Origin of the sequence: Streptomyces sp. NPDC002054 (genome assembly GCF_040296685.1) — a bacterium.
In the GTDB taxonomy this organism is placed as follows: domain Bacteria; phylum Actinomycetota; class Actinomycetes; order Streptomycetales; family Streptomycetaceae; genus Streptomyces.
Genome location: NZ_JBEOXT010000026.1, coordinates 51,543 through 77,198, shown reverse-complemented (window position 1 = coordinate 77,198; position 25,656 = coordinate 51,543). Strand labels below are relative to the sequence as shown.

20 protein-coding genes are annotated in these 25,656 nt (G+C 70.2%); 12 read left to right on the top strand and 8 right to left on the bottom strand.

The genetic code is table 11. The features are described from left to right. Positions 1 to 24: 24 nt before the first annotated feature. Together ABT123_RS23430 and ABT123_RS23425 are read left to right on the top strand one after the other, a co-directional pair. Positions 25 to 1,074: an LLM class F420-dependent oxidoreductase gene (locus ABT123_RS23430; protein WP_351317893.1), complete on the top strand. Its 1,050-nt coding sequence runs from the start codon at positions 25 to 27 to the stop codon at positions 1,072 to 1,074. Positions 1,075 to 1,292: 218 nt separating this feature from the next. After that, on the top strand, positions 1,293 to 2,081 hold the full coding sequence (locus ABT123_RS23425; protein WP_351317892.1) for a ferritin-like domain-containing protein: 789 nt from the start codon (positions 1,293 to 1,295) through the stop codon (positions 2,079 to 2,081). Positions 2,082 to 2,114: 33 nt separating this feature from the next. On the opposite strand, the gene corA is transcribed toward ABT123_RS23425, so the two are convergent. After that, positions 2,115 to 3,107, bottom strand: a complete 993-nt coding sequence (gene corA / locus ABT123_RS23420; protein WP_351317891.1) for a magnesium/cobalt transporter CorA — start codon at positions 3,105 to 3,107, stop codon at positions 2,115 to 2,117. Positions 3,108 to 3,162: 55 nt separating this feature from the next. Between corA and ABT123_RS23415 the strand changes: the two genes are divergently transcribed. From ABT123_RS23415 to mshC, 4 genes are all read left to right on the top strand, one after another. Next, positions 3,163 to 3,867, top strand: a complete 705-nt coding sequence (locus ABT123_RS23415; RefSeq protein WP_351317890.1) for a histidine phosphatase family protein — start codon at positions 3,163 to 3,165, stop codon at positions 3,865 to 3,867. Positions 3,868 to 3,977: 110 nt separating this feature from the next. Then, positions 3,978 to 4,568 (top strand): DUF3090 domain-containing protein, encoded by a 591-nt coding sequence (locus ABT123_RS23410; protein WP_351317889.1) that lies wholly within the window; start codon positions 3,978 to 3,980, stop codon positions 4,566 to 4,568. Positions 4,569 to 4,573: 5 nt separating this feature from the next. Next, positions 4,574 to 5,383, top strand: coding sequence for an SCO1664 family protein (locus ABT123_RS23405; RefSeq protein WP_351317887.1), 810 nt, complete (start codon positions 4,574 to 4,576; stop codon positions 5,381 to 5,383). Positions 5,384 to 5,492: 109 nt separating this feature from the next. Then, positions 5,493 to 6,722: a cysteine--1-D-myo-inosityl 2-amino-2-deoxy-alpha-D-glucopyranoside ligase gene (mshC, locus tag ABT123_RS23400; protein ID WP_351317885.1), complete on the top strand. Its 1,230-nt coding sequence runs from the start codon at positions 5,493 to 5,495 to the stop codon at positions 6,720 to 6,722. 67 nt (positions 6,723 to 6,789) lie between these two features. Here the strand turns inward: mshC and ABT123_RS23395 are convergent, their stop codons facing one another. The 5 genes from ABT123_RS23395 to ABT123_RS23375 form a co-directional block, all read right to left on the bottom strand. Then, complete coding sequence (locus tag ABT123_RS23395) at positions 6,790 to 7,785, bottom strand: PAC2 family protein (protein ID WP_351317883.1); 996 nt, start codon at positions 7,783 to 7,785, stop codon at positions 6,790 to 6,792. Between the two features lie 157 nt (positions 7,786 to 7,942). Further along, positions 7,943 to 9,556 (bottom strand): glycerol-3-phosphate dehydrogenase/oxidase, encoded by a 1,614-nt coding sequence (locus ABT123_RS23390; RefSeq protein ID WP_351317881.1) that lies wholly within the window; start codon positions 9,554 to 9,556, stop codon positions 7,943 to 7,945. 48 nt (positions 9,557 to 9,604) lie between these two features. Beyond that, entirely contained in the window at positions 9,605 to 11,131 is a 1,527-nt protein-coding gene (glpK, locus tag ABT123_RS23385; protein ID WP_351317879.1) for a glycerol kinase GlpK, read from the bottom strand. Positions 11,132 to 11,184: 53 nt separating this feature from the next. Next, positions 11,185 to 11,967: an MIP/aquaporin family protein gene (locus ABT123_RS23380; protein ID WP_351317877.1), complete on the bottom strand. Its 783-nt coding sequence runs from the start codon at positions 11,965 to 11,967 to the stop codon at positions 11,185 to 11,187. Positions 11,968 to 12,296: 329 nt separating this feature from the next. After that, on the bottom strand, positions 12,297 to 13,073 hold the full coding sequence (locus ABT123_RS23375) for an IclR family transcriptional regulator (RefSeq protein WP_351317875.1): 777 nt from the start codon (positions 13,071 to 13,073) through the stop codon (positions 12,297 to 12,299). A gap of 248 nt (positions 13,074 to 13,321) precedes the next feature. On the opposite strand from ABT123_RS23375, the gene metH reads away from it, so the two are divergent. The 4 genes from metH to ABT123_RS23355 all read left to right on the top strand — a co-directional run bounded on the left by metH (position 13,322) and on the right by ABT123_RS23355 (position 21,404). Continuing rightward, complete coding sequence (gene metH / locus ABT123_RS23370; protein ID WP_351317874.1) at positions 13,322 to 16,831, top strand: methionine synthase; 3,510 nt, start codon at positions 13,322 to 13,324, stop codon at positions 16,829 to 16,831. A 114-nt stretch (positions 16,832 to 16,945) separates the two neighbouring features. Continuing rightward, the gene (locus ABT123_RS23365; RefSeq protein WP_351317872.1) at positions 16,946 to 17,647 is read left to right on the top strand and encodes an HAD family hydrolase; all 702 of its coding nucleotides are present in this window, start codon (positions 16,946 to 16,948) and stop codon (positions 17,645 to 17,647) included. A 491-nt stretch (positions 17,648 to 18,138) separates the two neighbouring features. Beyond that, positions 18,139 to 19,743: an ABC transporter substrate-binding protein gene (locus ABT123_RS23360; protein ID WP_351317870.1), complete on the top strand. Its 1,605-nt coding sequence runs from the start codon at positions 18,139 to 18,141 to the stop codon at positions 19,741 to 19,743. A gap of 80 nt (positions 19,744 to 19,823) precedes the next feature. Further along, positions 19,824 to 21,404, top strand: coding sequence for an ABC transporter substrate-binding protein (locus tag ABT123_RS23355; RefSeq protein ID WP_351317868.1), 1,581 nt, complete (start codon positions 19,824 to 19,826; stop codon positions 21,402 to 21,404). A 92-nt stretch (positions 21,405 to 21,496) separates the two neighbouring features. Here the strand turns inward: ABT123_RS23355 and ABT123_RS23350 are convergent, their stop codons facing one another. Both ABT123_RS23350 and ABT123_RS23345 read right to left on the bottom strand, forming a co-directional pair. After that, positions 21,497 to 22,168 carry a response regulator gene (locus tag ABT123_RS23350; protein WP_351317866.1) on the bottom strand — a complete coding sequence of 224 codons (672 nt, stop codon included), beginning with the start codon at positions 22,166 to 22,168 and terminating at the stop codon, positions 21,497 to 21,499. 67 nt (positions 22,169 to 22,235) lie between these two features. Further along, a complete protein-coding gene (locus tag ABT123_RS23345) occupies positions 22,236 to 23,168 on the bottom strand; it encodes a RecB family exonuclease (RefSeq protein ID WP_351317864.1) in 933 nt (310 codons plus the stop codon). Between the two features lie 168 nt (positions 23,169 to 23,336). Here ABT123_RS23345 and ABT123_RS23340 point away from each other — a divergent pair, with 168 nt between their 5' ends. Together ABT123_RS23340 and ABT123_RS23335 are read left to right on the top strand one after the other, a co-directional pair. Next, the gene (locus tag ABT123_RS23340; RefSeq protein ID WP_502971026.1) at positions 23,337 to 24,533 is read left to right on the top strand and encodes a site-2 protease family protein; all 1,197 of its coding nucleotides are present in this window, start codon (positions 23,337 to 23,339) and stop codon (positions 24,531 to 24,533) included. An 18-nt stretch (positions 24,534 to 24,551) separates the two neighbouring features. Then, positions 24,552 to 25,451: a tRNA (adenine-N1)-methyltransferase gene (locus tag ABT123_RS23335; protein WP_351317862.1), complete on the top strand. Its 900-nt coding sequence runs from the start codon at positions 24,552 to 24,554 to the stop codon at positions 25,449 to 25,451. Positions 25,452 to 25,656 lie beyond the last annotated feature (205 nt).

The window sequence follows — 25,656 nt, the reverse complement described above, 5'->3', positions numbered from 1 at the left end:
GGTAAACCGGTAAGGGGACGACCTATGCGGCTCGGCATCAATCTCGGCTACTGGGGTGCGGGCATGGACGCCGACAACCTGGCCGTCGCCCGGGAGGCGGACCGCCTCGGCTACGACGTGTGCTGGGCCGCCGAGGCCTACGGCTCCGACGCGCCGACCGTGCTGGCCTGGGTCGCCGCCCAGACCGAGCGGATCGACGTCGGCTCCGCGATCATGCAGATCCCGGCCCGCCAGCCCGCCATGACCGCGATGACGGCCGCCACCCTCGACTCGCTCTCCGGCGGCCGGTTCCGGCTCGGCCTCGGCGTCTCCGGACCGCAGGTCTCCGAGGGCTGGTACGGCGTGAAGTTCGACAAGCCGCTGTCCCGCACCCGCGAGTACGTGGAGATCGTCCGCAAGGCGATGAGCCGCGAGCGCCTCACCCACGACGGCGAGCACTGGACCCTGCCGCTGCCCGGCGGCCCCGGCAAGCCGATCAAGCTGACCGTGCACCCGGAGCGCGAGCACATCCCGCTCTACATCGCCGCGATTGGCCCGAAGAACCTGGAGCAGACCGGCGAGATCGCCGACGGAGCCCTGCTGATCTTCCCGTCCGCCGCGCACCTCGAGGACACCGCGCTCCGGCACATCCGGGCCGGCCGGGAGAAGGCCGGGCTGACCCTGGACGGCTTCGACGTCTGCCCGACCGTGCCGCTCGCCGTCGGCGAGGACGTGACCGGCCTCGCCGACATGTTCCGCCCGTACACCGCCCTGTACGTCGGCGGCATGGGCAGCCGGAAGCAGAACTTCTACAACCAGCTCGCCCAGCGCATGGGCTACGAGAAGGAAGCCGCCGAGATCCAGGACAAGTACCTGGCCGGCGACAAGCAGGGCGCGGCTGCCGCCGTTCCGCACTCGCTGATCGACTCCACCGCCCTGCTCGGGCCGGTGGAGCGGATCGCCGACGGGATGCGGGCCTACGCGGAGGCCGGGGTCACCACCCTCACCCTCGCTCCGGCCGGGTTCACCCTCGACGAGCGCCTCACCGCCCTGCGGGCCGGCACCGAGGCCCTGGAGCGGGCCGGCCTGGCCTAGGAGAGATCCGAAGCACTGCGGCCGTGGTGGGGGCTCGGGGGTCTTCCCCGCCACGGCCGTCACCCCCATCAACGCGCGGCCCGCCCGCCGGGTTACGCCCCCGCGGGCACCCCTTCGGGTCCTTCGTTCGGCCGAGTAGTGCGACGTATCCGGTTGCCCGTTCGTCCGATCGGGACTTGAGTGAGCTTCCAGGGGGTGTTCACGCCCGGAGGTGGACCGTGCTCTCAGCCCGCAGCCTGTTCCAGGAGATCGTCGACGATGACGACTCCTTCCAGCTGTTCTGCTCCATCGCCGCCAGCGGTGAGACCCAGGGCGGCTGGGAGAACGCCCGGATCGCCGCCCTGGTGCCGGAGGCCATGCGCGACATGGCCCCCAAGATCACCCGGCACGGTGCCGACGAGGACAAGCACGGCCGGATCTTCAACGCGCTGCTGCGCAATCGCGGGCTGCCGCCGGTCCCGGTACCGCCGGAGACCGACTACACCATGCTGCTGGAGCGGCGCGGCATCGGCCTCGCCCACTCCAAGCTGCGTGGCGACGAGCCGCTCACCGAGCAGGACATCGTCGTCTACCTCGCGCACAGCCGGGTCACCGAGCAACGCGCCGCCGACCAGATGGAGATGCTGGTCAGGCACTTCGGCGAGCACCCCGAGCTCGGCAAGGCCATCCGCCTGATCAGCCACGACGAGGACAACCACCTCGCCTACTGCCACGAGGAGTTGCTCCGGCTCGCCCGCGCAGGCCACGGCCGGACCATCCAGCGGGTGCTCCGGGACAGCGCCCTCACCGAGATCGGCATCTACCGGGACGTGAGCCTGGCCGTCATGGACCACATGGGCCGCATCCTGAAGTGGCCGAGGCCCAAGGCCGCCGTCCTGGCCGCCGGAATCCGCGGCATGTACGCGTACGAACGGTTCAGCGGCTGGCACCGGATGGTCGGCCTGCGGATGCCGGAGCGGCTCGACGCGCTGGGCGGACCGGTCACCACCGCCCCCGAGTTCGCCTGAGCGCCGGCCGGCCCGCGGGGGCCCCGCCTGTCGCTACAGCCAGCCGCGGCGCTTGAACAACCGGTGCAGGCCGAGGCAGGCCCCCGCCATCACCAGCAGCACGGCCGGATAGCCCCACCACTGCCGGAGCTCCGGCATGTGGTCGAAGTTCATGCCGTAGATCCCCGCGACCATCGTCGGGACGGCCGCCATCGCCGCCCAGGCCGAGATCTTCCGCACGTCGTCGTTCTGCCGGACCCCCATCTGCGCCAGATGCGCCGCCAGCGCGTCCGACAGCAGCCGGTCCAGCCCCTCGATGTACTCGTTGGCCTTGGTCAGGTGGTCGGCGACATCCCGGAAGAACGGCCGCGAATGCTCGTCGACGAACGGCACATTGCCGAAGGCCAGCCGGTTCATCGGCTGGAGCAGCGGACTGGTCGCCCGCCGGAACTCCAGCACCTGCCGCTTGAAACCGTAGATCCGCCCCGCGATCGTCTTCGCATCGGTCGGATTCGGGGCGAACACCTCCGCCTCCAGCTCCTCCAGATCCGACTGGAGCTCCGCCGCCACCTCGATGTAGTGGTCCACCACCGCGTCGCTCACCGCGTACAGCACCGCGGTCGGCCCGTGCCGCAGCACCGTCCGCTCCCGCTCCAGGCGCTTGCGCACGGCGGTCAGCGCCCCGCCCTCGCCGTGCCGCACGGTCACCACGAAGGAGTCGCCGACGAACACCATCAGCTCGCCGGCGCTCACCGTGTCCGTGTCGTCGTCGTACAGGACCGGCTTGAGGACCACGAACATCGAGTCGTCGTACACCTCCAGCTTCGGACGCTGGTGTGCGGTCAGCGCGTCCTCCACCGCCAGCGGGTGCAGCCCGAACTCCCGGCTCACATGATCGAACTCCTTCTCCGTGGGCTCGTACATGCCCACCCACAGGAAGGCGTCGCCCGTGGCCCGTGCCTCGTCCAGGGCATCGGAGAAGTCCTCCGGCCCCTCCGTCCGCCGGCCGTCCCGGTAAATCGCGCAGTCGACAATCACGCGGGGCATTCTTCCCTGCCTCGCCCGCCCCCGCACGCCGGGCCCACCACCTACCCTTGGCCGCATGGCCACGCTGATCCTCGTACGACACGGGCGGTCCACCGCCAACACCGCAGGGCTGCTCGCCGGCTGGACCCCCGGAGTGGTCCTCGACGAGCGGGGCGCCGCGCAGGCCGCCGCCCTGCCCGCACGACTCGCCGGGCTGCCGCTGGCGGCTGCCGTGACCAGCCCGCTGGAGCGCTGCCGGCAGACCCTGGAACCGCTGCTCGCCGCCCGCCCCGGACTCGTCCTGCACACCGACGAGCGGATCGGCGAATGCCACTACGGCGACTGGTCCGGCCGCAAACTCTCCGAACTCGCCGACGAACCGCTGATGAAGATCGTCCAGCAGCACCCGTCCGCCGCCGCCTTCCCCGGCGGCGAATCCATGCGCGCCATGCAGGCCCGCGCCGTGGACGCGGTCCGCGACTGGAACGCCCGCATGGACGCGGAACACGGCCAGGACGCCGTCTACCTGATGTGCTCGCACGGCGACATCATCAAGTCGCTCGTCGCCGACGCCCTCGGCATGCACCTCGACCTGTTCCAGCGCCTCCACGTCGACCCCTGCTCGGTCACCGCCATCCGCTACACCCCCTCCCGGCCCTTCCTCCTCCGGCTCGGCGACACCGGGGACTTCGACTCCTTCGCCCCGCGCGACAGCAACGCGGACAAAGCCGTCGAAGACGGCGGGAACGCGGTCGTGGGCGGCGGCGCGGGCGCCGGGTGATCCAACGGCGCAGTAGGGTGGACTGACCGACCGCGTACGCAGACCTGCCGCCGGCGCCACTGAGGGCCGGACCTGCGCCTGGCCCCGCCGCCGAGACTTGGAGACTGGACGTGCCCCGTCAGGTGTTCCTCTACGACCCGCCGGACCGCTTCGTTGCGGGTACGGTCGGGCTGCCTGGACGCCGTACGTTCTTCCTGCAGGCCTCCTCCGGCCCCCGCGTCACCAGCGTCTCCCTGGAGAAGACCCAGGTCGCCGCGCTGGCCGAGCGCATGGACGAGCTGCTCGACGAGGTCGTACGCCGCACCGGCGGCAACGCCCCCGTCCCGGCCGTCGCCCCCGCCGAGGGCGCCGACACCGCCCCGCTGGACGTACCGGTGGACGAGGAGTTCCGCGTCGGCACCATGGCCCTGGCCTGGGACGGCGAGGAACAGCGCATGATCGTCGAGGCACAGGCCCTGGTCGAGCTCGACGCGGACTCGGAGGAGGACCTCGCCGAGGCAGAGGAGCGGCTGCTCCAGGACGAGGAGAACGGCCCGCCGATGCTGCGGGTCCGCCTCACCGGGACACAGGCCCGCGCCTTCGCCAAGCGGGCCCTGGACGTGGTCAACGCCGGCCGGCCGCCCTGCCCGCTGTGCAGCCTGCCCCTGGACCCGGAAGGACATGTGTGTCCGCGCCAGAACGGGTACCGGCGTCAGGTGTGACCACCATGACCTCGATCGAGGAGCTGCTCACCCGCGGTGAGCTCACCGTCCGCGGCCGGATCGCCGGGGCCTCCAACGCCGTCCTGCTGTGCACGGTCCGCCTCGACGGCGCGACCGCCGAATGCGTGTACAAGCCGGTCAAGGGCGAGCGACCGCTGTGGGACTTCCCCGACGGCAACCTCGCCCGGCGCGAGGTGGCCGCCTACCTGGTCTCCCAGGCGACCGGATGGGGGCTGATCCCGCCCACCGTGCTGCGCGACGGCCCCTACGGCGAGGGCATGGTCCAGCACTGGATCGAGGGCATCGAGGGCGCCGAAGAGCAGTCCCCGGACGGCACTCTGCTCGCCCTGGTCGAAGGCGAGGAAGCGGGCGAAGGCTGGAAACCGGTCGCCTTCGCCGAGGTCGGCGAGGGGCGCACGGCGCTGCTGGTGCACGCCGACGACGCCCGGCTGCGGCGGCTCGCCGTCCTCGATGCAGTGATCAACAACGGCGACCGCAAGGGCGGGCACCTGCTGCCCGCCCCCGGCGGACGGCTGTACGGCATCGACCACGGGGTCACCTTCCACGCCGAGGACAAACTGCGGACCCTGCTGTGGGGCTGGGCGGGGGAGCCGCTCACCGAGGAGGCCGTCGACGTGCTGGGCTCGCTGGCCGGGCAACTCGCCGAGGGGGCCCCGCTCGCCACCCGACTGGCCGAACTGATCACCGCCGCCGAGCTGGATGCCGTACGGGAGCGAGTGGCCGGACTGCTGCGTACACGGACGCACCCGAGCCCCTCCGGGCAGTGGCCCTCGATTCCCTGGCCACCCGTCTGACCTGGGCAGCGGCCCATGCACAGAACCGGCAGGAGCACAAGAGCGCCGATCCGGCCAACACTCCGGATCCGGTTCGTTTCCGGAACATCCGTCCGGTTAGGCTCAAGACATGCATGCCTGGCCCGCTTCTGAGGTTCCCGCCCTGCCCGGCAAGGGCCGCGACCTCCAGATCCACGACACCGCGACCCGCGGGAAGGTCACCCTTTCCCCCGGTCCCGTCGCCCGTATCTACGTCTGCGGCATCACCCCGTACGACGCGACCCACCTGGGTCACGCGGCGACCTACAACGCGTTCGACCTCGTACAGCGCGTGTGGCTCGACACCAAGCGGCAGGTCCACTACGTCCAGAACGTCACGGACGTGGACGACCCGCTGCTGGAGCGGGCCCTGCGCGACGGCCACGACTGGACCGAGCTCGCCGAACGCGAGACCGCGCTCTTCCGCGAGGACATGACCGCCCTGCGGATGCTGCCGCCGCAGCACTACATCGGCGCGGTCGAAGCCATACCGGGCATCGTTCCGCTGGTGGAGCGGCTCCGGGAGGCGGGCGCCGCGTACGAGCTCGAAGGTGACATCTACTTCTCGGTCGAGGCCGACCCGCACTTCGGCGGGGTCTCCGGCCTCGACGCCGAGGCGATGCGGCTGCTGTCCGCGGAGCGCGGCGGCGACCCCGAGCGCCCCGGCAAGAAGAACCCCCTCGACCCGATGCTGTGGATGGCCGCACGCGACGGCGAGCCGAGCTGGGACGGCGGCTCGCTGGGCCGCGGCCGGCCCGGCTGGCACATCGAATGCGTCGCCATCGCCCTGGACCACCTGGGCATGGGCTTCGACATCCAGGGCGGCGGCTCCGACCTGGCCTTCCCGCACCACGAAATGGGCGCCTCGCACGCGCAGGTGCTGACCGGCGAGTTCCCGATGGCCAAGGCGTACGTACACGCCGGCATGGTCGCCCTGCACGGCGAGAAGATGTCGAAGTCCAAGGGCAACCTGGTCTTCGTCTCCGCGCTGCGGCGGGCCGGCGTGGACCCGGCCGCGATCCGCCTCGCCCTGCTGTCCCGCCACTACCGGGCGGACTGGGAGTGGACGGACGAGGTCCTCGCCGAGGCCGTGGACCGGCTGGACCGCTGGCGGGCGGCCGTGTCCCGGCCGGACGGCATTCCGGCGGACGCGCTGGTCGAGGAGGTCCGGGAGGCCCTTGCCGACGACCTGAACGCGCCGGCGGCGCTGGCGGCCGTGGACCACTGGGTCGAGCGTCAGCTCGTCACGGACGGCGAGGACGAGTCGGCCCCGGGGCTGGTCTCCCGCACCGTGGACGCACTGCTGGGCGTCGCCCTCTAGCTCCCACATCCCGAAGCTCCGCCCCGGCCCGATCTGATGCGGGCCGGGGCGGAGTTCGTCACGCTCGTCAGGACTCGGGCGTGTCAGGGGTTTCCGGGCCGGGGAGGTCGCCCGGGTCCTCCGGGCGGCGGAGCGGCGGCTGGGCCCCCCGCCCGCTCGACGGGTCGCGGAAGTACGAGCCGTCCGACGGCTCCGGCCCGGACCCGGGACCGGGACCTGCGGCCGGGTCCCGGCGCCGCAGGTAGCGCTCGAACTCGCGGGCGATCGCCTCGCCCGAGGCCTCCGGCAGGTCAGCGGTGTCCCGCGCCTCCTCCAGCGTCTGGACGTACTCCGCCACCTCGCTGTCCTCCGCGGCCAGTTGGTCCACGCCCAACTGCCAGGCCCGCGCGTCCTCCGGCAGTTCACCCAGCGGGATCCTGATGTCGATCAGGTCCTCCAGCCGGTTCAGCAGCGCCAGCGTGGCCTTCGGATTGGGCGGCTGCGACACGTAGTGGGGGACCGCCGCCCAGAGCGAGACCGCCGGAACACCCGCGTGCGTACAGGCCTCCTGGAGGATGCCGACGATGCCCGTCGGGCCCTCGTACCGGGTCTCCTCCAGGTCCATCGTCCGCGCCAGATCCGGGTCCGAGGTCACCCCGGACACCGGCACCGGCCGGGTGTGCGGGGTGTCGCCCAGCAGGGCGCCCAGGACGATTACCATCTCCACGCCCAACTCGTGGGCGAAGCCGAGGATCTCGTTGCAGAACGACCGCCACCGCATGGACGGTTCGATCCCGCGCACCAGCACCAGGTCCCGCGGCTTGGCCCCGCCGATCCGCACCACCGACAGCCGCGTCGTCGGCCATGTGATCTTCCGCGTTCCGTTGTCCAGCCACACCGTCGGCCGGTTGACCTGGAAGTCGTAGTAGTCCTCGGCGTCGAGCGCCGCGAAGACCTCGCCCTTCCATTCCCGGTCCAGGTGCGCCACCGCACCGGAGGCCGCGTCGCCCGCGTCGTTCCATCCTTCGAACGCGGCCACCATGACCGGGTCGATCAGCTCGGGCATGCCCTCCAGCTCGATCACCCAGGTCTCCTTCCGAAGTTCCTCGTGTACAAGGGCCAGCCTATGCCTTGAAACGACGCCTGTTACAGCCCACGGCAAAGGGGCGGTCCCGTCCGGAACCGCCCCTTCGCCGCTACGCGGGAGCCTGCGCGGCAGCCCCCGCCTAAGCCATGCCTTGCTACACCTTGCGGGCCGCGAGCATCTCCTCGACGCGCGCCCGCACGGCGTCGTCGTCCAGGCCGCGGACCGTCACCGTGGTCCGCCGGCGCAGCACGTCGTCGACGGTCTGGGCCCACTCGAAGTCGCGGGCGTAGGCGACCTGCGCCCAGATCTCCGGGCCGTCCTCGTGGATCCGCTCGCCGAGCTCGGGGCGCTCGTTGACCATGCGGGCGATGTCGAAGGCCAGCGAACCGTAGTGGGAGGCCAGGTGCCGCGCGGTCAGCGGGTCCATCCGCATGCCCGGCTCGCGGTCCACCAGCAGCCGGTGCGCGACCGCGTTCGGGTTGGCGACACCGGGCAGCGGGACCCGGCGGACCAGGGACTTCACCGGCTCCATGTCCTCGGTCAGCGGGCTGCCCGGGAGCTTCGCCAGCTTGTCCATCACCACGCGGCCGATGTGGCGGTACGTGGTCCACTTGCCGCCGGCGACCGACAGCATGCCGCCCTTGCCCTCGGAGACCACGGTCTCGCGCTTGGCCTTCTCCACGCCGCCGGGGCCGCCCGGCAGCACCCGCAGGCCGGCGAAGGCGTAGGTCATCAGGGACCGGTCGAGGTCGGCGTCCTTCACCGAGAACGCGGCCTCGTCGAGGATCTGCGCGATGTCGGACTCGGTGGCGCGCACGTCCGCCGGGTCGCCCTCGTACTTCTCGTCGGTGGTGCCCAGCAGCAGCTGGTCCTCCCACGGCAGGGCGAAGGTGATGCGGTACTTGTCGATCGGGGTGGCCATGGCGGCCTTCCACGGCGACTTGCGCTTCATCACGATGTGCGCGCCCTTGGAGAGGCGGATCGACGGCATCGAGTGCTTGTCTTCCATGCGCCGCAGGTGGTCCACCCACGGGCCGGTGGCGTTGAGCACGACGCGCGCGTCGATCCCGAACTCGGTGCCGTCCAGGCGGTCCTTGAGCTCGGCGCCGGAGACCCGGCCCTGGGTCATCCGCAGGCCGGTGACCTCGGCGTGGTTGAGGACCACCGCGCCGGACTCGACGGCCGCGCGGACCGTCATGACGGCGACCCGGGAGTCGTTCATCTGGTGGTCGTAGTAGACCGCGACGGCCTTCAGGTTGTCCGTGCGCAGGCCCGGGTTGTCGGCGGCGGCACGGGCCGGGGATATGACCTTGCCGATGCCGTCGCCGAAGGCCGAGAGGGCGGAGTAGGCGAAGACGCCCGCGCCCAGCTTGGCCGCACCGACCGGTCCGCCCTTGTAGACCGGCAGGTAGAAGGTGAGCGGGTTGACCAGGTGCGGGGCCACGTCCTTGGCCAGCACCCGGCGCTCGTGGTGGTTCTCGGCGACCAGCTTGACCGCGCCGGTCTGCAGGTAGCGCAGACCGCCGTGGACCAGCTTGGAGGAGGCCGAGGAGGTGGCGCCGGCGAAGTCGCCGGCGTCCACCATGGCGACCCGCAGACCCGACTGCGCGGCGTGCCAGGCCACCGAGGTGCCCAGGATTCCACCGCCGATGACCAGCAGGTCGTACGTGGCCTTCGCCAGCTGCTCGCGGGTCTCGGCACGGCTCGCGTTGGAACCGGCGGTCGGGTGCGTGCCCAGGGAGGCGGGCACGCTCTGCAGGCTGCTCATTGTCTTAGCTCCTCGTCGTCGCTTGCGTCAGCTCAACCAGTGCGGCGGTCAGCTGGCGTCTTCGTCGTCGACCCAGCCCATGGTCCGCTCAACGGCCTTGAGCCAGCTCTTGTACTCGCGCTCCCGCTGGTCGGCGGGCATCCGCGGGGTCCACTCCGCGGCCCGGCGCCAGTTGGCGCGCAGCGCGTCGGTGTCGGGCCAGAAGCCGACGGCCAGGCCGGCGGCGTAGGCGGCACCGAGGCAGGTGGTCTCGGCGACCATCGGACGGACCACGGGGGCGTCCAGGAAGTCCGAGAGGGTCTGCATCAGCAGGTTGTTGGAGGTCATGCCGCCGTCGACCTTGAGGGCGGCGAGCTCGACGCCCGAGTCCTTGGTCATGGCGTCGGTGATCTCACGGGTCTGCCAGGCGGTGGCCTCCAGGACGGCACGGGCGATGTGCGCCTTGGTGACGTACCGGGTGAGGCCGGCGATCACACCGCGGGCGTCGGAGCGCCAGTACGGGGCGAACAGGCCGGAGAAGGCGGGCACGAAGTAGGCGCCGCCGTTGTCCTCGACGGAGGAGGCCAGGGTCTCGATCTCGGCCGCGGACTTGATCAGGCCCATCTGGTCGCGCATCCACTGGACGAGCGAGCCGGTGACGGCGATGGAGCCCTCCAGCGCGTAGACCGGCTTCTGGTCGCCGATCTGGTAGCCGACCGTGGTCAGCAGGCCGCTGTAGGAGTTGATGATCTTGTCGCCGGTGTTCATCAGCATGAACGTGCCGGTGCCGTACGTGGACTTGGCCTCGCCCTCGGCGAAACAGGTCTGGCCGAACAGGGCGGCCTGCTGGTCGCCGAGCGCGGAGGCCACCGGCACACCCGCGAGGACGCCCTCCTTGACCTCGCCGTAGACCTCGGCGGAGGACTTGATCTCCGGGAGGACGTTGAGCGGGACGCCCATGGACTCGGCGATCTTCTCGTCCCAGGCCAGGGTGTGCAGGTTCATCAGCATGGTGCGCGAGGCGTTGGTGACGTCGGTGACGTGCACACCGCCCTGGGCGCCGCCGGTGAGGTTCCAGATGACCCAGGAGTCCATGGTGCCGAAGAGGATGTCGCCCGCCTCGGCGCGCTCGCGCAGGCCCTCGACGTTGTCGAGCAGCCAGCGGGCCTTCGGGCCGGCGAAGTAGCTGGCCAGCGGCAGGCCGGTCTCGCGGCGGAAGCGGTCCTGGCCGACGTTGCGGCCGAGCTCCTTGCAGAGGGCGTCGGTACGGGTGTCCTGCCAGACCAGCGCGTTGTGCACCGGCTCACCGGTGTTCTTGTCCCACAGGACGGTGGTCTCGCGCTGGTTGGTGATGCCGACCGCCTTGACGTCGGCGGAGGTGATCTCGGCCTTGGCCATGGCGCCGGCCACGACCTCCTGGACGTTGGTCCAGATCTCCTTGGCGTCGTGCTCGACCCAGCCCGGCTTCGGGAAGATCTGCTCGTGCTCCTTCTGGTCGACGGCGACGATGCGGCCGTCGCGGTCGAACACGATGCAGCGGGAGGAGGTGGTGCCCTGGTCGATCGCGGCGATGAAGGGGCCGGTGCTGCTGGTCATGGTGGCTGCTCCTGACAAGTCTCGTGAGTGGCTGATGCTGACGCGGGGGCTGATCAGGCGAACGCGATGTTGTACAGACCGCCGGCGAGGACGGCACCGACGAGCGGGCCGACCACCGGGATCCAGGAGTATCCCCAGTCCGAGCCGCCCTTGTTGGACAGCGGCAGCAGGGCGTGCACGATGCGCGGACCGAGGTCACGGGCCGGGTTGATGGCGTAGCCGGTCGGGCCGCCGAGCGAGAGGCCGATGCCGACGACCACGAAGGAGGTGATGAGGACGCCGATGACGCCGAGACCCTTGCCGTCACCCTGCAGACCCTGGGTGAGGATCGCAAGGACCAGAACGAAGGTACCGATGATCTCGGTGGCGAGGTTCTGCACGACGTGACGGATTTCCGGACCGGTGGAGAAGATGCCGAGCACCGGGCCCGCCTGGTCGTGCGGGTGCGGGTCCTCGGGGCCGAGCTTGGCGTCACGGATGTTGTCCGGGTCCGCGAGGTGCACCTGGAACTGGCCGTAGTACGCGATCCACATCACGACCGAGCCGAGCATGGCGCCGAGCATCTGGCCGGCGAAGTAGACGGGGACGTCGTTCCAGACCCCGGTCTTGACGGCGATGCCGACGGTGACGGCGGGGTTCAGGTGCGCGCCGGAGAGCGGCGCGGACACGTAGGCCGCGATCAGAACGGCGAAACCCCAGCCGAAGGTGATCGCGAGCCAGCCCGCGTTACGGGCCTTGGAGGCCTTGAGCGTCAGCGCGGCGCAGACGCCACCGCCGAGCAGAGTGAGCAGGGCGGTACCGATGGTCTCGCCGATGAAGATGTCGGAGGTGGACACCCGCGACTCCTTTGTCCTACGTCCAGAGGGTGGGTTGGAGACCGGTCCCGCCCGGTCGTCCGCCGCACTCGGTGAGTGCTTCACCGGTCCTGGCCTTGCTACACCCTAGCGCGTATTGCCGGTAGGTGTTCGACAATGCCGACCGATGAACGGCAGTTTTCCGGCCAGGTGAATAAAGCGTCAAGACCCGGTCAGGTCAGATTGCCGGATCGTTACCACTAGGTACGATCGCCCAAATCAAGCCATCTGATGGCCAGAACGCGGCGAGAACCGGCCGAAAAAACGCCAAAAGAGGCCACAAGGTGGCCTCTGGGCGTATGAGGGGAAGGTCAGAACCGGCCTGCGCCGAGATCGCGGGAAACCGCTCTTGCGCAATCCCGAACGGCTGCTACCAGGGCCGGCCGCGGCTCGCCGGACTCTCCGGGGCCCCCGCAGACCCGCTCCACGGCGCCTGCCACGGCCACTGCGCCCACCGGCATCCGGCGCCGGTCGAGGATCGGGGCGGCCACCGAGGCGATGCCGTCCCAGGTCTCCTCGACGTCCGCGGCCCAGCCGCGGGCCCGGGTCAGCGCCAGCACCGACTCGAAGCCCTCCGGATCGGTCACCGTACGGGGCGTGAACGCCTCCCGCTCGGCCTCCAGGGCCTGGCTGTGCGCCACCGGGTCGTAGGCCGACAGCACCTTGCCCAGGGCCGTGCAGTGCAAGGGCTGCATGGCCCCCACCTCCAGCACCTGGCGGCTGTCGTCCGGCCGGAACACGTGGTGCATGATCAGCACCCCGCTCTGGTGCAGCACCCCCACGTACACGCTCTCGCCGCTGGCCCGGGCCAGGTCGTCGGTCCACACCAGGGCGCGGGCCCGCAGCTCGTGCACGTCCAGATAGCTGTTGCCCAGCCGCAGCAGCTCGGCGCCCAGCTGATACCGGCCGGAGGCGGGGTCCTGCTCGACGAAGCCCTCGGCCTGGAGCGTGCGCAGGATGCCGTGCGCCGTCCCCTTCGCCAGGCCGAGCGAGGACGCCACGTCCGACAGCCCCAGCCGGCGCTCCCCGCCGGCCAGCAGCCGCAGCATCGCAGCGGCTCGTTCGAGCGACTGGATGTTCCGTGCCATCGGGCAGCCTCCTCCTGCTCACGTAGTTCGACAATGCTGAACACTATCGGTCGATGCCGACCTCGCGCACTGTTGACAAAGTCTGTCAAGGCCGCGTCGACGGGGACAGTCCCCCGCGCACAGAATGCAGTCCGGCCCGTGGGACGCCCTAACCGGGCCGTGCCCGGCGCGGTTACCCTGACCGCGTGCGCCTTCGATGAGAACGAAGACGCAAAGCCGACAGCCGTCGCATCCCAGGGAGCTACACCATGGCCTCGCTGCCGAACCCGCCCGCCGACACCCAGACCCGGGCCGACGCCCTCCGAGAGGCGCTCGCCACCCGTGTGGTCGTGGCCGACGGGGCCATGGGGACCATGCTCCAGGCGCAGGACCCGACGCTCGACGACTTCCAGCAGCTCGAAGGCTGCAACGAGATCCTCAACGTCACCCGCCCGGACATCGTGCGCTCGGTCCACGAGGCGTACTTCGGCGTCGGCGTCGACTGCGTCGAGACCAACACCTTCGGCACCAACTACGCGGCACTGGCCGAGTACGAGATCATCGAACGCAACTTCGAGCTGTCGGAGGCGGGCGCACGCATCGCCCGCGAGGTCGCCGACCGGTTCACCGCCGAAACCGGCCGCCAGCGCTGGGTTCTCGGCTCCATGGGCCCCGGCACCAAGCTGCCCACCCTCGGCCACATCTCGTACGGCACCATCCGCGACGCCTACCAGATCAACGCCGAAGGCCTGATCAGCGGCGGCGCTGACGCCCTCCTGGTGGAGACCACCCAGGACCTGCTGCAGACCAAGTCCTCCATCATCGGCGCCCGCCGCGCCATGGAGGCCCTCGGCGTGAACGTCCCGCTGATCTGCTCGGTGACCGTCGAGACCACCGGCACCATGCTGCTCGGCTCCGAGATCGGCGCGGCCCTCACCTCGCTGGAACCGCTCGGCATCGACATGATCGGCCTGAACTGCGCCACCGGCCCGGCCGAGATGAGCGAGCACCTGCGCTACCTCGCCCGGCACGCCCGCATCCCGCTCTCCTGCATGCCCAACGCCGGCCTGCCCGTCCTCGGCAAGGACGGCGCGCACTACCCGCTCTCCGCGAGCGAGCTCGCCGACGCCCAGGAGACCTTCGTCCGCGAGTACGGCCTGTCGCTGGTCGGCGGATGCTGCGGCACCACCCCCGAGCACCTGCGCCAGGTCGCCGAGCGGGTCCACGAGCTCGCCCCGGTGGCCCGCGAGCCGCGCCCCGAGCCGGGCGCCTCCTCCCTCTACCAGACCGTCCCGTTCCGCCAGGACACCTCGTACATGGCGATCGGCGAGCGGACGAACGCCAACGGGTCGAAGAAGTTCCGCGAGGCCATGCTGGAGGCCCGCTGGGACGACTGCGTGGAGATGGCCCGCGACCAGATCCGCGAGGGCGCGCACATGCTGGACCTGTGCGTGGACTACGTCGGCCGCGACGGCGTCGCCGACATGGAGGAGCTGGCCGGCCGCTTCGCGACCGCCTCCACCCTGCCGATCGTGCTGGACTCCACCGAGGTCGGCGTCATCCGGGCCGGCCTGGAGAAGCTCGGCGGCCGTGCGGTCATCAACTCGGTCAACTACGAGGACGGCGACGGCCCCGAGTCCCGGTTCGCCCAGGTCACCCGACTGGCCCAGGAACACGGCGCCGCGCTGATCGCCCTCACCATCGACGAGGACGGCCAGGCCCGCACCGTCGAGCACAAGGTCGCCATTGCCGAACGACTGATCGACGACCTGACCGGGAACTGGGGCATCCTCGAGTCGGACATCCTCATCGACACCCTCACCTTCACCATCTGCACCGGCCAGGAGGAGTCCCGCAAGGACGGCATCGCGACGATCGAGGCGATCCGCGAGCTCAAGCGCCGCCACCCGGACGTCCAGACCACCCTCGGCCTGTCCAACATCTCCTTCGGCCTCAACCCGGCCGCCCGCGTCCTGCTGAACTCCGTCTTCCTCGACGAGTGCGTCAAGGCCGGCCTGGACTCGGCGATCGTGCACGCCTCCAAGATCCTGCCGATCGCCCGGTTCGACGAGGAGCAGGTCACCACCGCCCTCGACCTGATCTACGACCGGCGAGCCGAGGGCTACGACCCCCTGCAGAAGCTGATGGCGCTCTTCGAGGGCGTCAACACCAAGTCGCTGAAGGCCGGCCGCGCCGAGGAACTCCTCGCCCTGCCGCTGGACGAGCGCCTCCAGCGCCGCATCATCGACGGCGAGAAGAACGGCCTGGAGGCCGACCTCGACGAGGCCCTCCAGACCCGCCCCGCCCTCGACATCGTCAACGACACCCTGCTCGAAGGCATGAAGGTGGTCGGCGAGCTCTTCGGCTCCGGCCAGATGCAGCTGCCGTTCGTGCTCCAGTCCGCGGAGGTCATGAAGACCGCCGTGGCCTACCTCGAGCCGCACATGGAGAAGTCCGACGCGGAAGGCAAGGGCACCATCGTGCTCGCCACCGTCCGCGGCGACGTCCACGACATCGGCAAGAACCTCGTGGACATCATCCTCTCCAACAACGGCTACAACGTGGTCAACCTGGGCATCAAGCAGCCCGTCTCCGCGATCCTGGAAGCCGCCGAGGAGCACAAGGCCGATGTCATCGGCATGTCCGGCCTGCTGGTGAAGTCCACCGTGATCATGAAGGAGAACCTGGAGGAGCTGAACCAGCGCAAGATGGCCGCCGACTACCCGGTCATCCTCGGCGGTGCCGCCCTCACCCGCGCCTACGTCGAACAGGACCTCCACGAGATCTACGAGGGCGAGGTCCGCTACGCCCGCGACGCCTTCGAGGGCCTGCGCCTGATGGACGCCCTGATCGCCGTCAAGCGCGGAGTCCCCGGCGCCGCCCTGCCCGAGCTCAAGCAGCGCCGGGTCGCCAAGCGCGACGTGCCGGTCCTGGAGGTGGCGGAGCCGGAGCCGGGCGGCCGTTCCGACGTGGCCGTCGACAACCCGGTCCCCACCCCGCCGTTCTGGGGCACCCGCGTGGTCAAGGGCATCCCGCTGAAGGACTACGCCTCCTGGCTGGACGAGGGCGCCCTGTTCAAGGGCCAGTGGGGCCTCAAGCAGGCCCGCGCCGGCGGTGCCACGTACGAGGAGCTCGTGGAGACCGAGGGCCGGCCCCGGCTGCGCGGCCTGCTGGAGAAGCTGCACACCGAGAACCTGCTGGAAGCGGCCGTGGTCTACGGCTACTTCCCCTGCGTCTCCAAGGGCGAGGACCTGATCATCCTCGACGAGCAGGGCAACGAGCGCACCCGGTTCACCTTCCCGCGCCAGCGCCGCGGGCGCCGCCTCTGCCTCGCGGACTTCTTCCGCCCGGAGGAGTCCGGCGAGACCGACGTCGTCGGCCTCCAGGTGGTCACCGTCGGCTCGAAGATCGGCGAGGCCACCGCCCGGCTCTTCGCCGACAACGCCTACCGCGAGTACATGGAGCTGCACGGCCTCTCCGTCCAGCTCGCCGAGGCCATGGCCGAGTACTGGCACGCCCGGGTCCGCTCCGAGCTCGGCTTCGCCGGCGAGGACCCCGCCGACGTCGAGGACATGTTCGCGCTCAAGTACCGGGGCGCCCGGTTCTCCCTGGGCTACGGGGCCTGCCCCGACCTGGAGGACCGCGCCAAGATCGCCGACCTGCTCCAGCCGGAGCGGATCGGGGTCCACCTCTCGGAGGAGTTCCAGCTCCACCCCGAGCAGTCGACCGACGCGATCGTGATCCACCACCCCGAAGCGAAGTATTTCAACGCACGCTGAGACGGATCGACGTACACTTGTCGGTCCCATACAGGCCGGTCGCCTGTCTTTCCCGGGCACGCCCAGGGGAGAGAGGTGACCGGCCTTCTCGTCCCTTCCGAGAGGTCGTAGCGCATGACCAGCACCGTTTCCGCCGCCGTCGCCCGGACGGCAGACGGCTCGGCCCTCCAGGCGGTGCTGCTGGACATGGACGGCACCCTCGTCGACACCGAGGACTTCTGGTGGGACGCCGAGGTGGCGGTCTTCGGCGAGCTCGGTCACCGGCTCAACGAGTCCTGGCGGTCCATCGTGGTCGGCGGCCCGATGACCCGCAGCGCCCGCTTCCTCATCGACTCCACCGGAGCGGACATCTCCGTCGGCGAGCTGAGCGTGCTGCTCAACGAGCGCTTCGAGGCGCGGATCGCCGACCAGGTGCCGCTGATGCCCGGCGCCGAGCGGCTGCTGTCCGAGCTGGCCCGGAACAACGTACCCACCGCCCTGGTCTCGGCCTCCCACCGCCGGGTCATCGACCGCATCCTGCAGTCCCTCGGCCCCGACCGGTTCGCCCTGACCGTCGCCGGCGACGAGGTGCCCCGCACCAAGCCGCACCCCGACCCGTACCTGTTCGCCGCCCAGGCACTGGGAGCCCACCCCTCGCGCTGCGCCGTGGTCGAGGACACCGCCACCGGAGTCGCCGCCGCCGAGGCCGCCGGCTGCCCCGTCGTGGCCGTTCCCTCGGTGGGCCTGATCGCCCCCGCCCCCGGCCGGACCGTCGTCGGCTCGCTGGAGGACGTGGACCTTCCGTTCCTCCGCTCCCTCATCACCCGGATGAACTGACCGCGCACGCTGCGTACCAGGCCGTAGCCGAACGGAACACCGCCCCACCCCCGGTCTCGCGGAAGGATCTCTCGTACAGAGGACCGGAGGCCGAAATTCCATCCTTGCCCGGCGAGTTGTCCGGGGTGAGCTTGGTCACCCGTGCAGGTGCCCCGGGACGCCTCCCGACCCCCTCGATGCTTCCCTTGTGTCCGGATTGATCAGCCCCTGACCGAATCTGCGGGGGCCTGGGGGTGACCAGGCAGTTCCCTCCCATCACGGTGCGATTACACCCCAAGTCCGGCCAGTTCCAGCCATCCCGTCCCAGGCCACTAATGTCGTCGCGGGCACCTCGCCGCACCTCAGCCGCCCCGGACACACACCCACGTGCCGGGACCGCCTGGACCGATCGTCTTTACACCGGCCCGATCGTTCCGCCCAGAACGGGCGACCGCCGCGACACGCCCTCTGTACCGCTGTGAGCAAGTGCCGGTTGAGGGAGAACTTCCAGGATGAACCGCAAGACCATGGTGCTGACGGCCGCGGCCGGTCTGCTCACCCCCGTGCTGACCGCATGCGGCAGCGCCGGCGGCGGAGGAGCAGGCTCAGGAGCGATCGTCGTCGGAACCACCGACCGGTTCGAGGCCGCAGAATTCGCCCCCGCACCCTTCGACCCGGCCTACGCCTACGACGCCGGCGCCTGGAACGTGCTCCGCCAGACCGTCCAGACCCTGATGCACACCCCCCGCGGCGGCGGCCAGCCCGTCCCCGAGGCCGCCTCCGACTGCCGGTTCACCGACACCGGCAACCAGACCTACCGCTGCACCCTGCGGCCCGACATGACCTTCGCCAACGGCGACCCGCTCGGCGCCAAGGACGTCAAGTTCTCCATCGACCGGGTCCTCGCCATCAAGGACGAGAACGGCCCCGCGAGCCTCCTCTCCACCCTCGACAAGGTCGAGACCAAGGGCGAGGACACGGTGGTCTTCCACCTCAAGACCCCCGACGCGACCTTCCCGCACAAGCTCGCCACCCCCGCCACCGGCATCGTCAACAGCAAGACCTACGACGCCCGGAAGCTCCGCGAGGGCTTCGAGGTCGACGGCTCCGGCCCGTACACCATGAAGGCCGAAGTCAAGGACAACCAGCTGGTCCGGGCCGTCTTCAGCCGCAACACCCGCTACCAGGGCGACCTCAAGCCGCAGAACGACAAGGTCGAACTGCGCATGTTCGAGGACTCCGAGTCCATGGGCAAGGCGCTCACCGACGGGAACATCCACATGGTCTCCCGCACCCTGTCGCCCGCCCAGATCCAGCAGTTCTCGACCACCCCGCCCAAGGGCGTCAAGCTGGTCCCGCTGCCCGGCCTGGAGATCCGCTACATCGGCTTCAACACCGAAGCCCCCGTGGTCAAGGACAAGGCCGTCCGCCAGGCGCTGGCCGCCTCCATCGACCGCGGCAAGCTCATCGGCGCGGTCTACGGCAAGAGCGCCCAGCCCCTGTACTCGCTCGTCCCCAGCAGCGTCTCCGGGCACGTCAACTCGTTCTACAACAAGTACGGCGACTCGGACCCGCAGGCCGCCGCGAACCTGCTGCGCCAGGCCAACATCAAGACCCCGGTCAAGCTCACCCTCAACTACACCAAGGACCACTACGGCGACGGCACGGCCGCCGAGTTCGAGGCCATCAAGGCCCAGCTCAACGCCACCAAGCTGTTCGACGTGACCGTCCAGGGCACCGACTGGGCCGACTTCCGGCCGGCCCAGAAGAAGGGCGACTACGCCGCCTACGGGCTCGGCTGGTTCCCCGACTACGCGGACGCCGACAACTTCCTCGCTCCCTTCCTGGAGCAGGACAACTTCCTGGGCACGCCGTACGCGAACAGCACGGTGCGCACCAAGCTGATCCCCGAATCCCGGCGCGCGGCCGACCGGAACCTCGCCGCCTCCGCCATCGGGGACATCCAGGACATCGTCGCCGAGGACGTGCCCGTCCTGCCGCTCTGGCAGGGCAAGCAGTACGTCGCCGCACGCGACGGCATCACCGGAGTGGAGTGGTCCGTCAACTCCATCTCCGACCTCCAGCTGTGGGAACTCGGCCGCGGCGTCAGCGGCTGAGACCTGCGGGCAACCGGCAGCGGGCGTCGCGGCCGGCGATCAAGGCGTACAAGGCGTACAACACTGTGAAGGACATTTCCGTGAAGATTCGTAACCAGTGGTTGGTGGCCCCGCTCGGCGCGGTCACCGCAGCGGCGCTGCTCAGCGGTTGCGGCGCGCAGGAGAGCACCGGCGCAGGCAACAAGTCGGTGGTCATGGGAATGTCCGACGAGGTGAAGGCGACCGACCCCGCGTCGGGCTACGACCCGGGTTCCTGGCTGCTGTTCAACAACGTCTTCCAGTCCCTGCTGCACTTCCCCAAGGGCTCCACCACCCCGTCCCCCGACGCCGCCGAGGCCTGCAGCTTCGACGGCAGCGACAGCAAGCGCTTCTCCTGCACCCTGCGCGACGGGCTGAAGTTCAGCAACGGCAACGCCCTCACCTCCAAGGACGTCAAGTACTCCTTCGAGCGCACGCTGAAGATCAACGACGAGAACGGCCCGGCCGTGATGCTCTCGTCCATCGCCGGGATAGACACCCCCGACGACAAGACCGTCGTCTTCCGCCTCAAGACCTCCGACGCGACCTTCCCCAGCAAGATCGCCTCGGGTGCGGGCTCCATCGTCGACCACCGCGAATACCCGGCCGACAAGCTCCGCACCGACGGCAAGGCCGTCGGCTCCGGCGTGTACAAGCTGGACTCCTTCGGCGAGAAGGACGCGAGCCTCTCCGTCAACGACTCCTACAAGGGCCAGGCCAAGCCCAAGAACACCGGCGTCACCATCAAGTTCTTCAACGAGGACCAGGCCGCCCTGAAGAAGGCCCTCGACGGCGGCTCGGTCGACTTCGCCTTCCGCGGCCTGGCCCCCCAGGACATCCCGGCGCCCGCCGCCTCCAACGGCTCCGACGGCAAGCCCTCCGCGGTCCAGGGCACCGGCGCCGAGGTCGAGCACCTCGTCTTCAACATGAACGATCCCGTAGCGGGCAAGCTCCCCGTCCGCAAGGCCATCGCCTACCTGCTGGACCGCGAGGCCCTCACCAAGGCCGTCTACCAGGGCACCGCCACCCCGCTCTACTCGATGGTCCCGGCCGGCATCAGCGGCCACACCACCGCCTTCTTCGACAAGTACGGCTCCTCCCCGCAGCCCGACAAGGCCAAGGAGGTCCTGGAGAAGGGCGGCATCAAGGGCAAGGTCAAGCTGACCCTGTGGTCCACCCCGACCCGCTACGGCCCGGCCACCGACCAGCAGTTCCAGGTCATCGCCAAGCAGCTCAACGACAGCGGGCTGTTCCAGGCCGAGGTCAAGTCCGTCGAGTTCGGCCAGTACGAGAAGGACATCGAGGCCGGCAAGTACGGCGTCTACGTCAAGGGCTGGGTGCCGGACTACCCGGACGCCGACAACTTCACCCAGCCGTTCTTCGGCAAGGACAACGTCCTGAAGAACAACTACCTCAACAAGGAGATCAGCGAGCGGATCATCCCGGCCACCTCGGCCGTCTCCGACCGCACCGCCACCTCCACCGACTACGCCCGCCTCCAGGACATCGTCGCCGACGAACTGCCGATCCTCCCGCTCTGGCAGAGCAAGCAGTACGCGGTCGCCCGCCCGAACGTCACCGGCATCCAGTGGTCCCTGGACGCCTCCACGGTCTTCCGCTTCTGGGAGATCAGCAAGGGCTGAGCCCGCACACGCAGCAGGGGCCGGATCGCACCGCGATCCGGCCCCTCCGGCGTATTCGGCTACTGCGCGCCCGCTGTGCGCCTGCTGGGCGACTACTGCGCGCCCGGCCGGACCAGCCCGCTCTCGTACGCGTACACCGCCGCCTGCACCCGGTCCCGCAGCCCCAGCTTCGTCAGCACATGCCCGACATGCGTCTTCACCGTCGTCTCGCTCACGAACAGATCCGCCGCGATCTCCGCGTTCGACAGACCCCGGGCCACCAGCTTCAGCACCTCGACCTCACGCTCGGTCAACGTCCCCAGCGTGTCCGGAACACTCTCCTCACCGGACGGCAGGTGCCCCGCGTACTTGTCCAGCAGCCGCCGCGTGATCGACGGCGCGAGCATCGCCTCGCCGCCCGCCACCACCCGGATCGCCTGCACCAGCTCATTGGCCGGCGCATCCTTCAACAGGAACCCGCTCGCCCCCGCCCGCAGCGCCTCCACCACGTACTCGTCCAGATCGAACGTGGTCAGCACCAGCACCTTCGCCGGACCGTCCCGGCCCGGCCCGGTGATCTGCCGGGTGGCCTCCACCCCGTCCATCCGCGGCATCCGGATGTCCATCAGCACCACATCCGGCTGCAGCGCACGCACCTGGTCCAGCGCCTGCAGACCGTCCCCGGCCTCGCCGACGACCGCAAGGTCCTGCTCGGCCTCCAGGATCATCCGGAACCCGGTACGCAGCAGCGGCTGGTCGTCGACCAGAAGGACGCGGATCGCCACAGGATCTCCCTCGGAATTTCGTACGGCGGCTTCGACGGACGCCGCCCATTCTGCCCTCATCGGACGATCAGGATTCCTCCGGGCCGACCCCCGCCGCATCGGACCTGGGGATGATCACCAACGGGTAGGCCGGGGGAGTACCCCCGAATTCCGGACACACCGCCTGATGATCACACCAGCCGCACAGCTTCGTCGGCCGCGGCTGCCAGTCACCCGACTCCGTCGCCTCCTTGATCGCCTCCCACAGCGCATGCAGCTTCCGCTCCACCCGCTCCAGATCCGCAATCACCGGGTCGTACGTCAACACATCCCCGCTGCCCAGATACACCAGCTGCAGCCGACGCGGCACCACCTGCTTCAGCCGCCACACCACCAGCGCATAGAATTTCATCTGGAACAACGCACCCTCGGCATACTCCGGCCGCGGCGCCTTCCCCGTCTTGTAATCGACGATCCGCACCTCACCCGTCGGCGCCACATCCACCCGGTCGATGATCCCGCGCAGCCGCAGCCCCGACTCCAGCTCCGTCTCCACGAAGAACTCCCGCTCCACCGGCTCCAGCCGAGTCGGGTCCTCCAACGAGAACCAGCGCTCCACCAGCGCCTCGGCCTCCGTCAGCCACCGCGCCAGCCCCGCACCCCCGTCATCCGCCGGAAACAGCCCCGACAGCTCCGGCCGCGACTCCAGCAGCCGGTCCCACTGCCCCGGAACCAATGCCTTCGCCCGCGGCGCCGTCCGCTCCTCCGCCGGATGATCGAAGAGCCGCTCCAGCACCGCATGCACCAGCGTCCCCCGCGTGGCCGCCGCACTCGGCTTCTCCGGCAGCTTGTCGATCACCCGGAACCGGTACAGCAACGGGCACTGCATGAAATCGCTCGCCCGCGACGGGGACAGCGAACTGGGCCGGGCAGCGACCGGCGCGCCATCGGCACCTGCGCCATCGGCACCTGCGGCATCGGGATTCGCGGCACCTGGCACCGCACCGGGACTCGTCGTCATGTCCAAGACCCTACGACCCGCCACCGACAGCACGGGCATACCATCGACGGCAGCACCCCTCGCACTGCATGATCGGAGCATCACCCCGTGCAACGGCGGGGACCCCGCCGGGACACACCAGACACAGCGGCCCCCGCCGGCCGACGCTCACCGAACGAAGGACAGGCCGTGGCAGACACCGACGAAACCGGCGAGCGCCCAGGCCGGCGCTCCGAACCGGGCGGCGGACTCCTCATGGGCCGCCCCTTCGGCGTACCCGTCTACGTCTCGCCCAGCTGGTTCGTGGTCGCCGCCCTCATCACCTGGATCTTCGGCGACCGCCTCGGCCAGGTCCTGCCCGACCTCGGCGCCGTCCGCTACCTCATCGCCCTCTTCTTCGCCATCGCCTTCTACGCCTCCGTACTCGTCCACGAACTCGCGCACGCCGTCGCCGGACTCCGCTTCAAACTCACCGTCCGCCGCATCCAGCTCCAGTTCGTCGGCGGCGCCACCCACGTCGACGAGGCCGGCACCCCCGGCCGCGAATTCGTCCTCGCCGGCGTCGGCCCCCTCCTCTCCCTCCTCCTGGCCGGCGCCTTCTACCTCGGCATGAACGCCGTCGACCCCGGCACCGTCCCCGGCGTCCTGCTGGCCGGCCTGATGATCGCCAACCTGATCGTCGCCGTCTTCAACCTGCTCCCCGGCCTCCCCCTGGACGGCGGTCGCATGCTCCGCGCCGTCATCTGGGGCATCACCGGCCGCGCCATGTCCGGCACCGTCGCCGCCGCCTGGGTCGGCCGCGCCATCGCCGTCGCCGTCCTCCTCGGCCTCCCCCTCCTCACCGAGACCGGAGTCATCGGCTCCGGCAACGACGAGGCCGGCGGCATGGACACCGTCATGAACGCCCTCCTCGCCGCCATCCTCGCGGCGATCATGTGGACCGGCGCCGGCAACAGCCTCCGCATGGCCCGCCTCCGCGAACACCTCCCCGAACTCCGCGCCCGCGCCCTCACCCGCCGCGCCATCCCCGTCGAAGCCGCCACCCCGCTCTCCGAGGCCCTCCGCCGCGCCAACGAAGCAGGCGCCCGCGCCCTGGTCGTCACCGACGGCCACGGCGACCCCACCGCCATCGTCCGCGAAACCTCCATCGCCTCCGTCCCCGAACACCGCCGCCCCTGGGTCGCCGTCAGCACCCTCGCCCAGGACCTCGGCGAGGGCATGAAGGTTTCCGCCGACCTCGCCGGCGAAGAACTCCTCGACCACCTCCGCACCACCCCCGCCACCGAATACCTCGTCCTCCAGCCCGACGGATCCATCTACGGCGTCCTGTCCACCCTCGACGTCGAAAAGGCCTTCTTCAAGGCCATGGCACGGCCCCACTCCTGAAGCCAATACACTGTTCACATGTCCGAACCGACCGGTGCCGCCCGCAGACGCGGGCCCTTCAAGGTCGGGGACCAGGTCCAGCTCACCGACCCCAAGGGACGCCACTACACGTTCACGCTCGAAGCCGGGAAGAATTTCCACACCCACAAGGGTTCCTTCCCGCACGACGAGCTGATCGGCGCTCCCGAGGGCAGTGTTGTCCGTACCACGGGGAACGTCGCGTACCTTGCGCTGCGACCCCTGCTCCCCGACTACGTCCTGTCCATGCCCCGCGGCGCCGCCGTGGTCTACCCCAAGGACGCAGGCCAGATCCTCGCCTTCGCCGACATCTTCCCCGGCGCCCGCGTCGTGGAAGCAGGCGTGGGCTCCGGCTCGCTCAGCAGCTTCCTGCTGCGCGCCATCGGCGACCAGGGCATGCTCCACAGCTACGAGCGACGCGCAGACTTCGCCGAGATCGCCAAGGACAACGTCGAGCGCTACTTCGGCGGCCCGCACCCCGCGTGGCAGCTGACCGTAGGCGACCTCCAGGACAACCTGTCCGACACCGACGTCGACCGCGTGATCCTCGACATGCTCGCCCCCTGGGAATGCCTGGACGCGGTCAAGAAGGCCCTGGTCCCCGGCGGCATCCTCTGCTGCTACGTGGCCACCACCACCCAGCTGTCCAAGACCGTCGAGTCCATCCGCGAGATCGGCTGCTTCGCCGAGCCGCAGCCCTGGGAATCGATGATCCGCAACTGGCACGTGGAAGGCCTCGCCGTCCGCCCCGACCACCGCATGATCGGGCACACCGGCTTCCTCGTCACCGCCCGCCGCCTCGCGGACGGCGTCGAGCCCCCGCTGCGCCGCCGCCGCCCCGCCAAGGGCGCCTACGGCGAGGACTACGAGGGCCCCGGCAGCAGCTCCAGCCGCGGCTAGCCCCACCACAACCCCAAGGCGCCGTGCTGCAGTTCCGGGACATTTCCCGGAACTGCAGCACGGCGCCTCCGCGTTACACGAACCCGCCGTGTGGGCAATCGTGCCGCAGGGCGGCACGGGTGGGCACACGGCACCCACGGGCCCGGACCCACCCTCCCCCAAGCTCTCGGCTTCGCTCGAGCAGGGGGTACCCCCATCGCCCAGC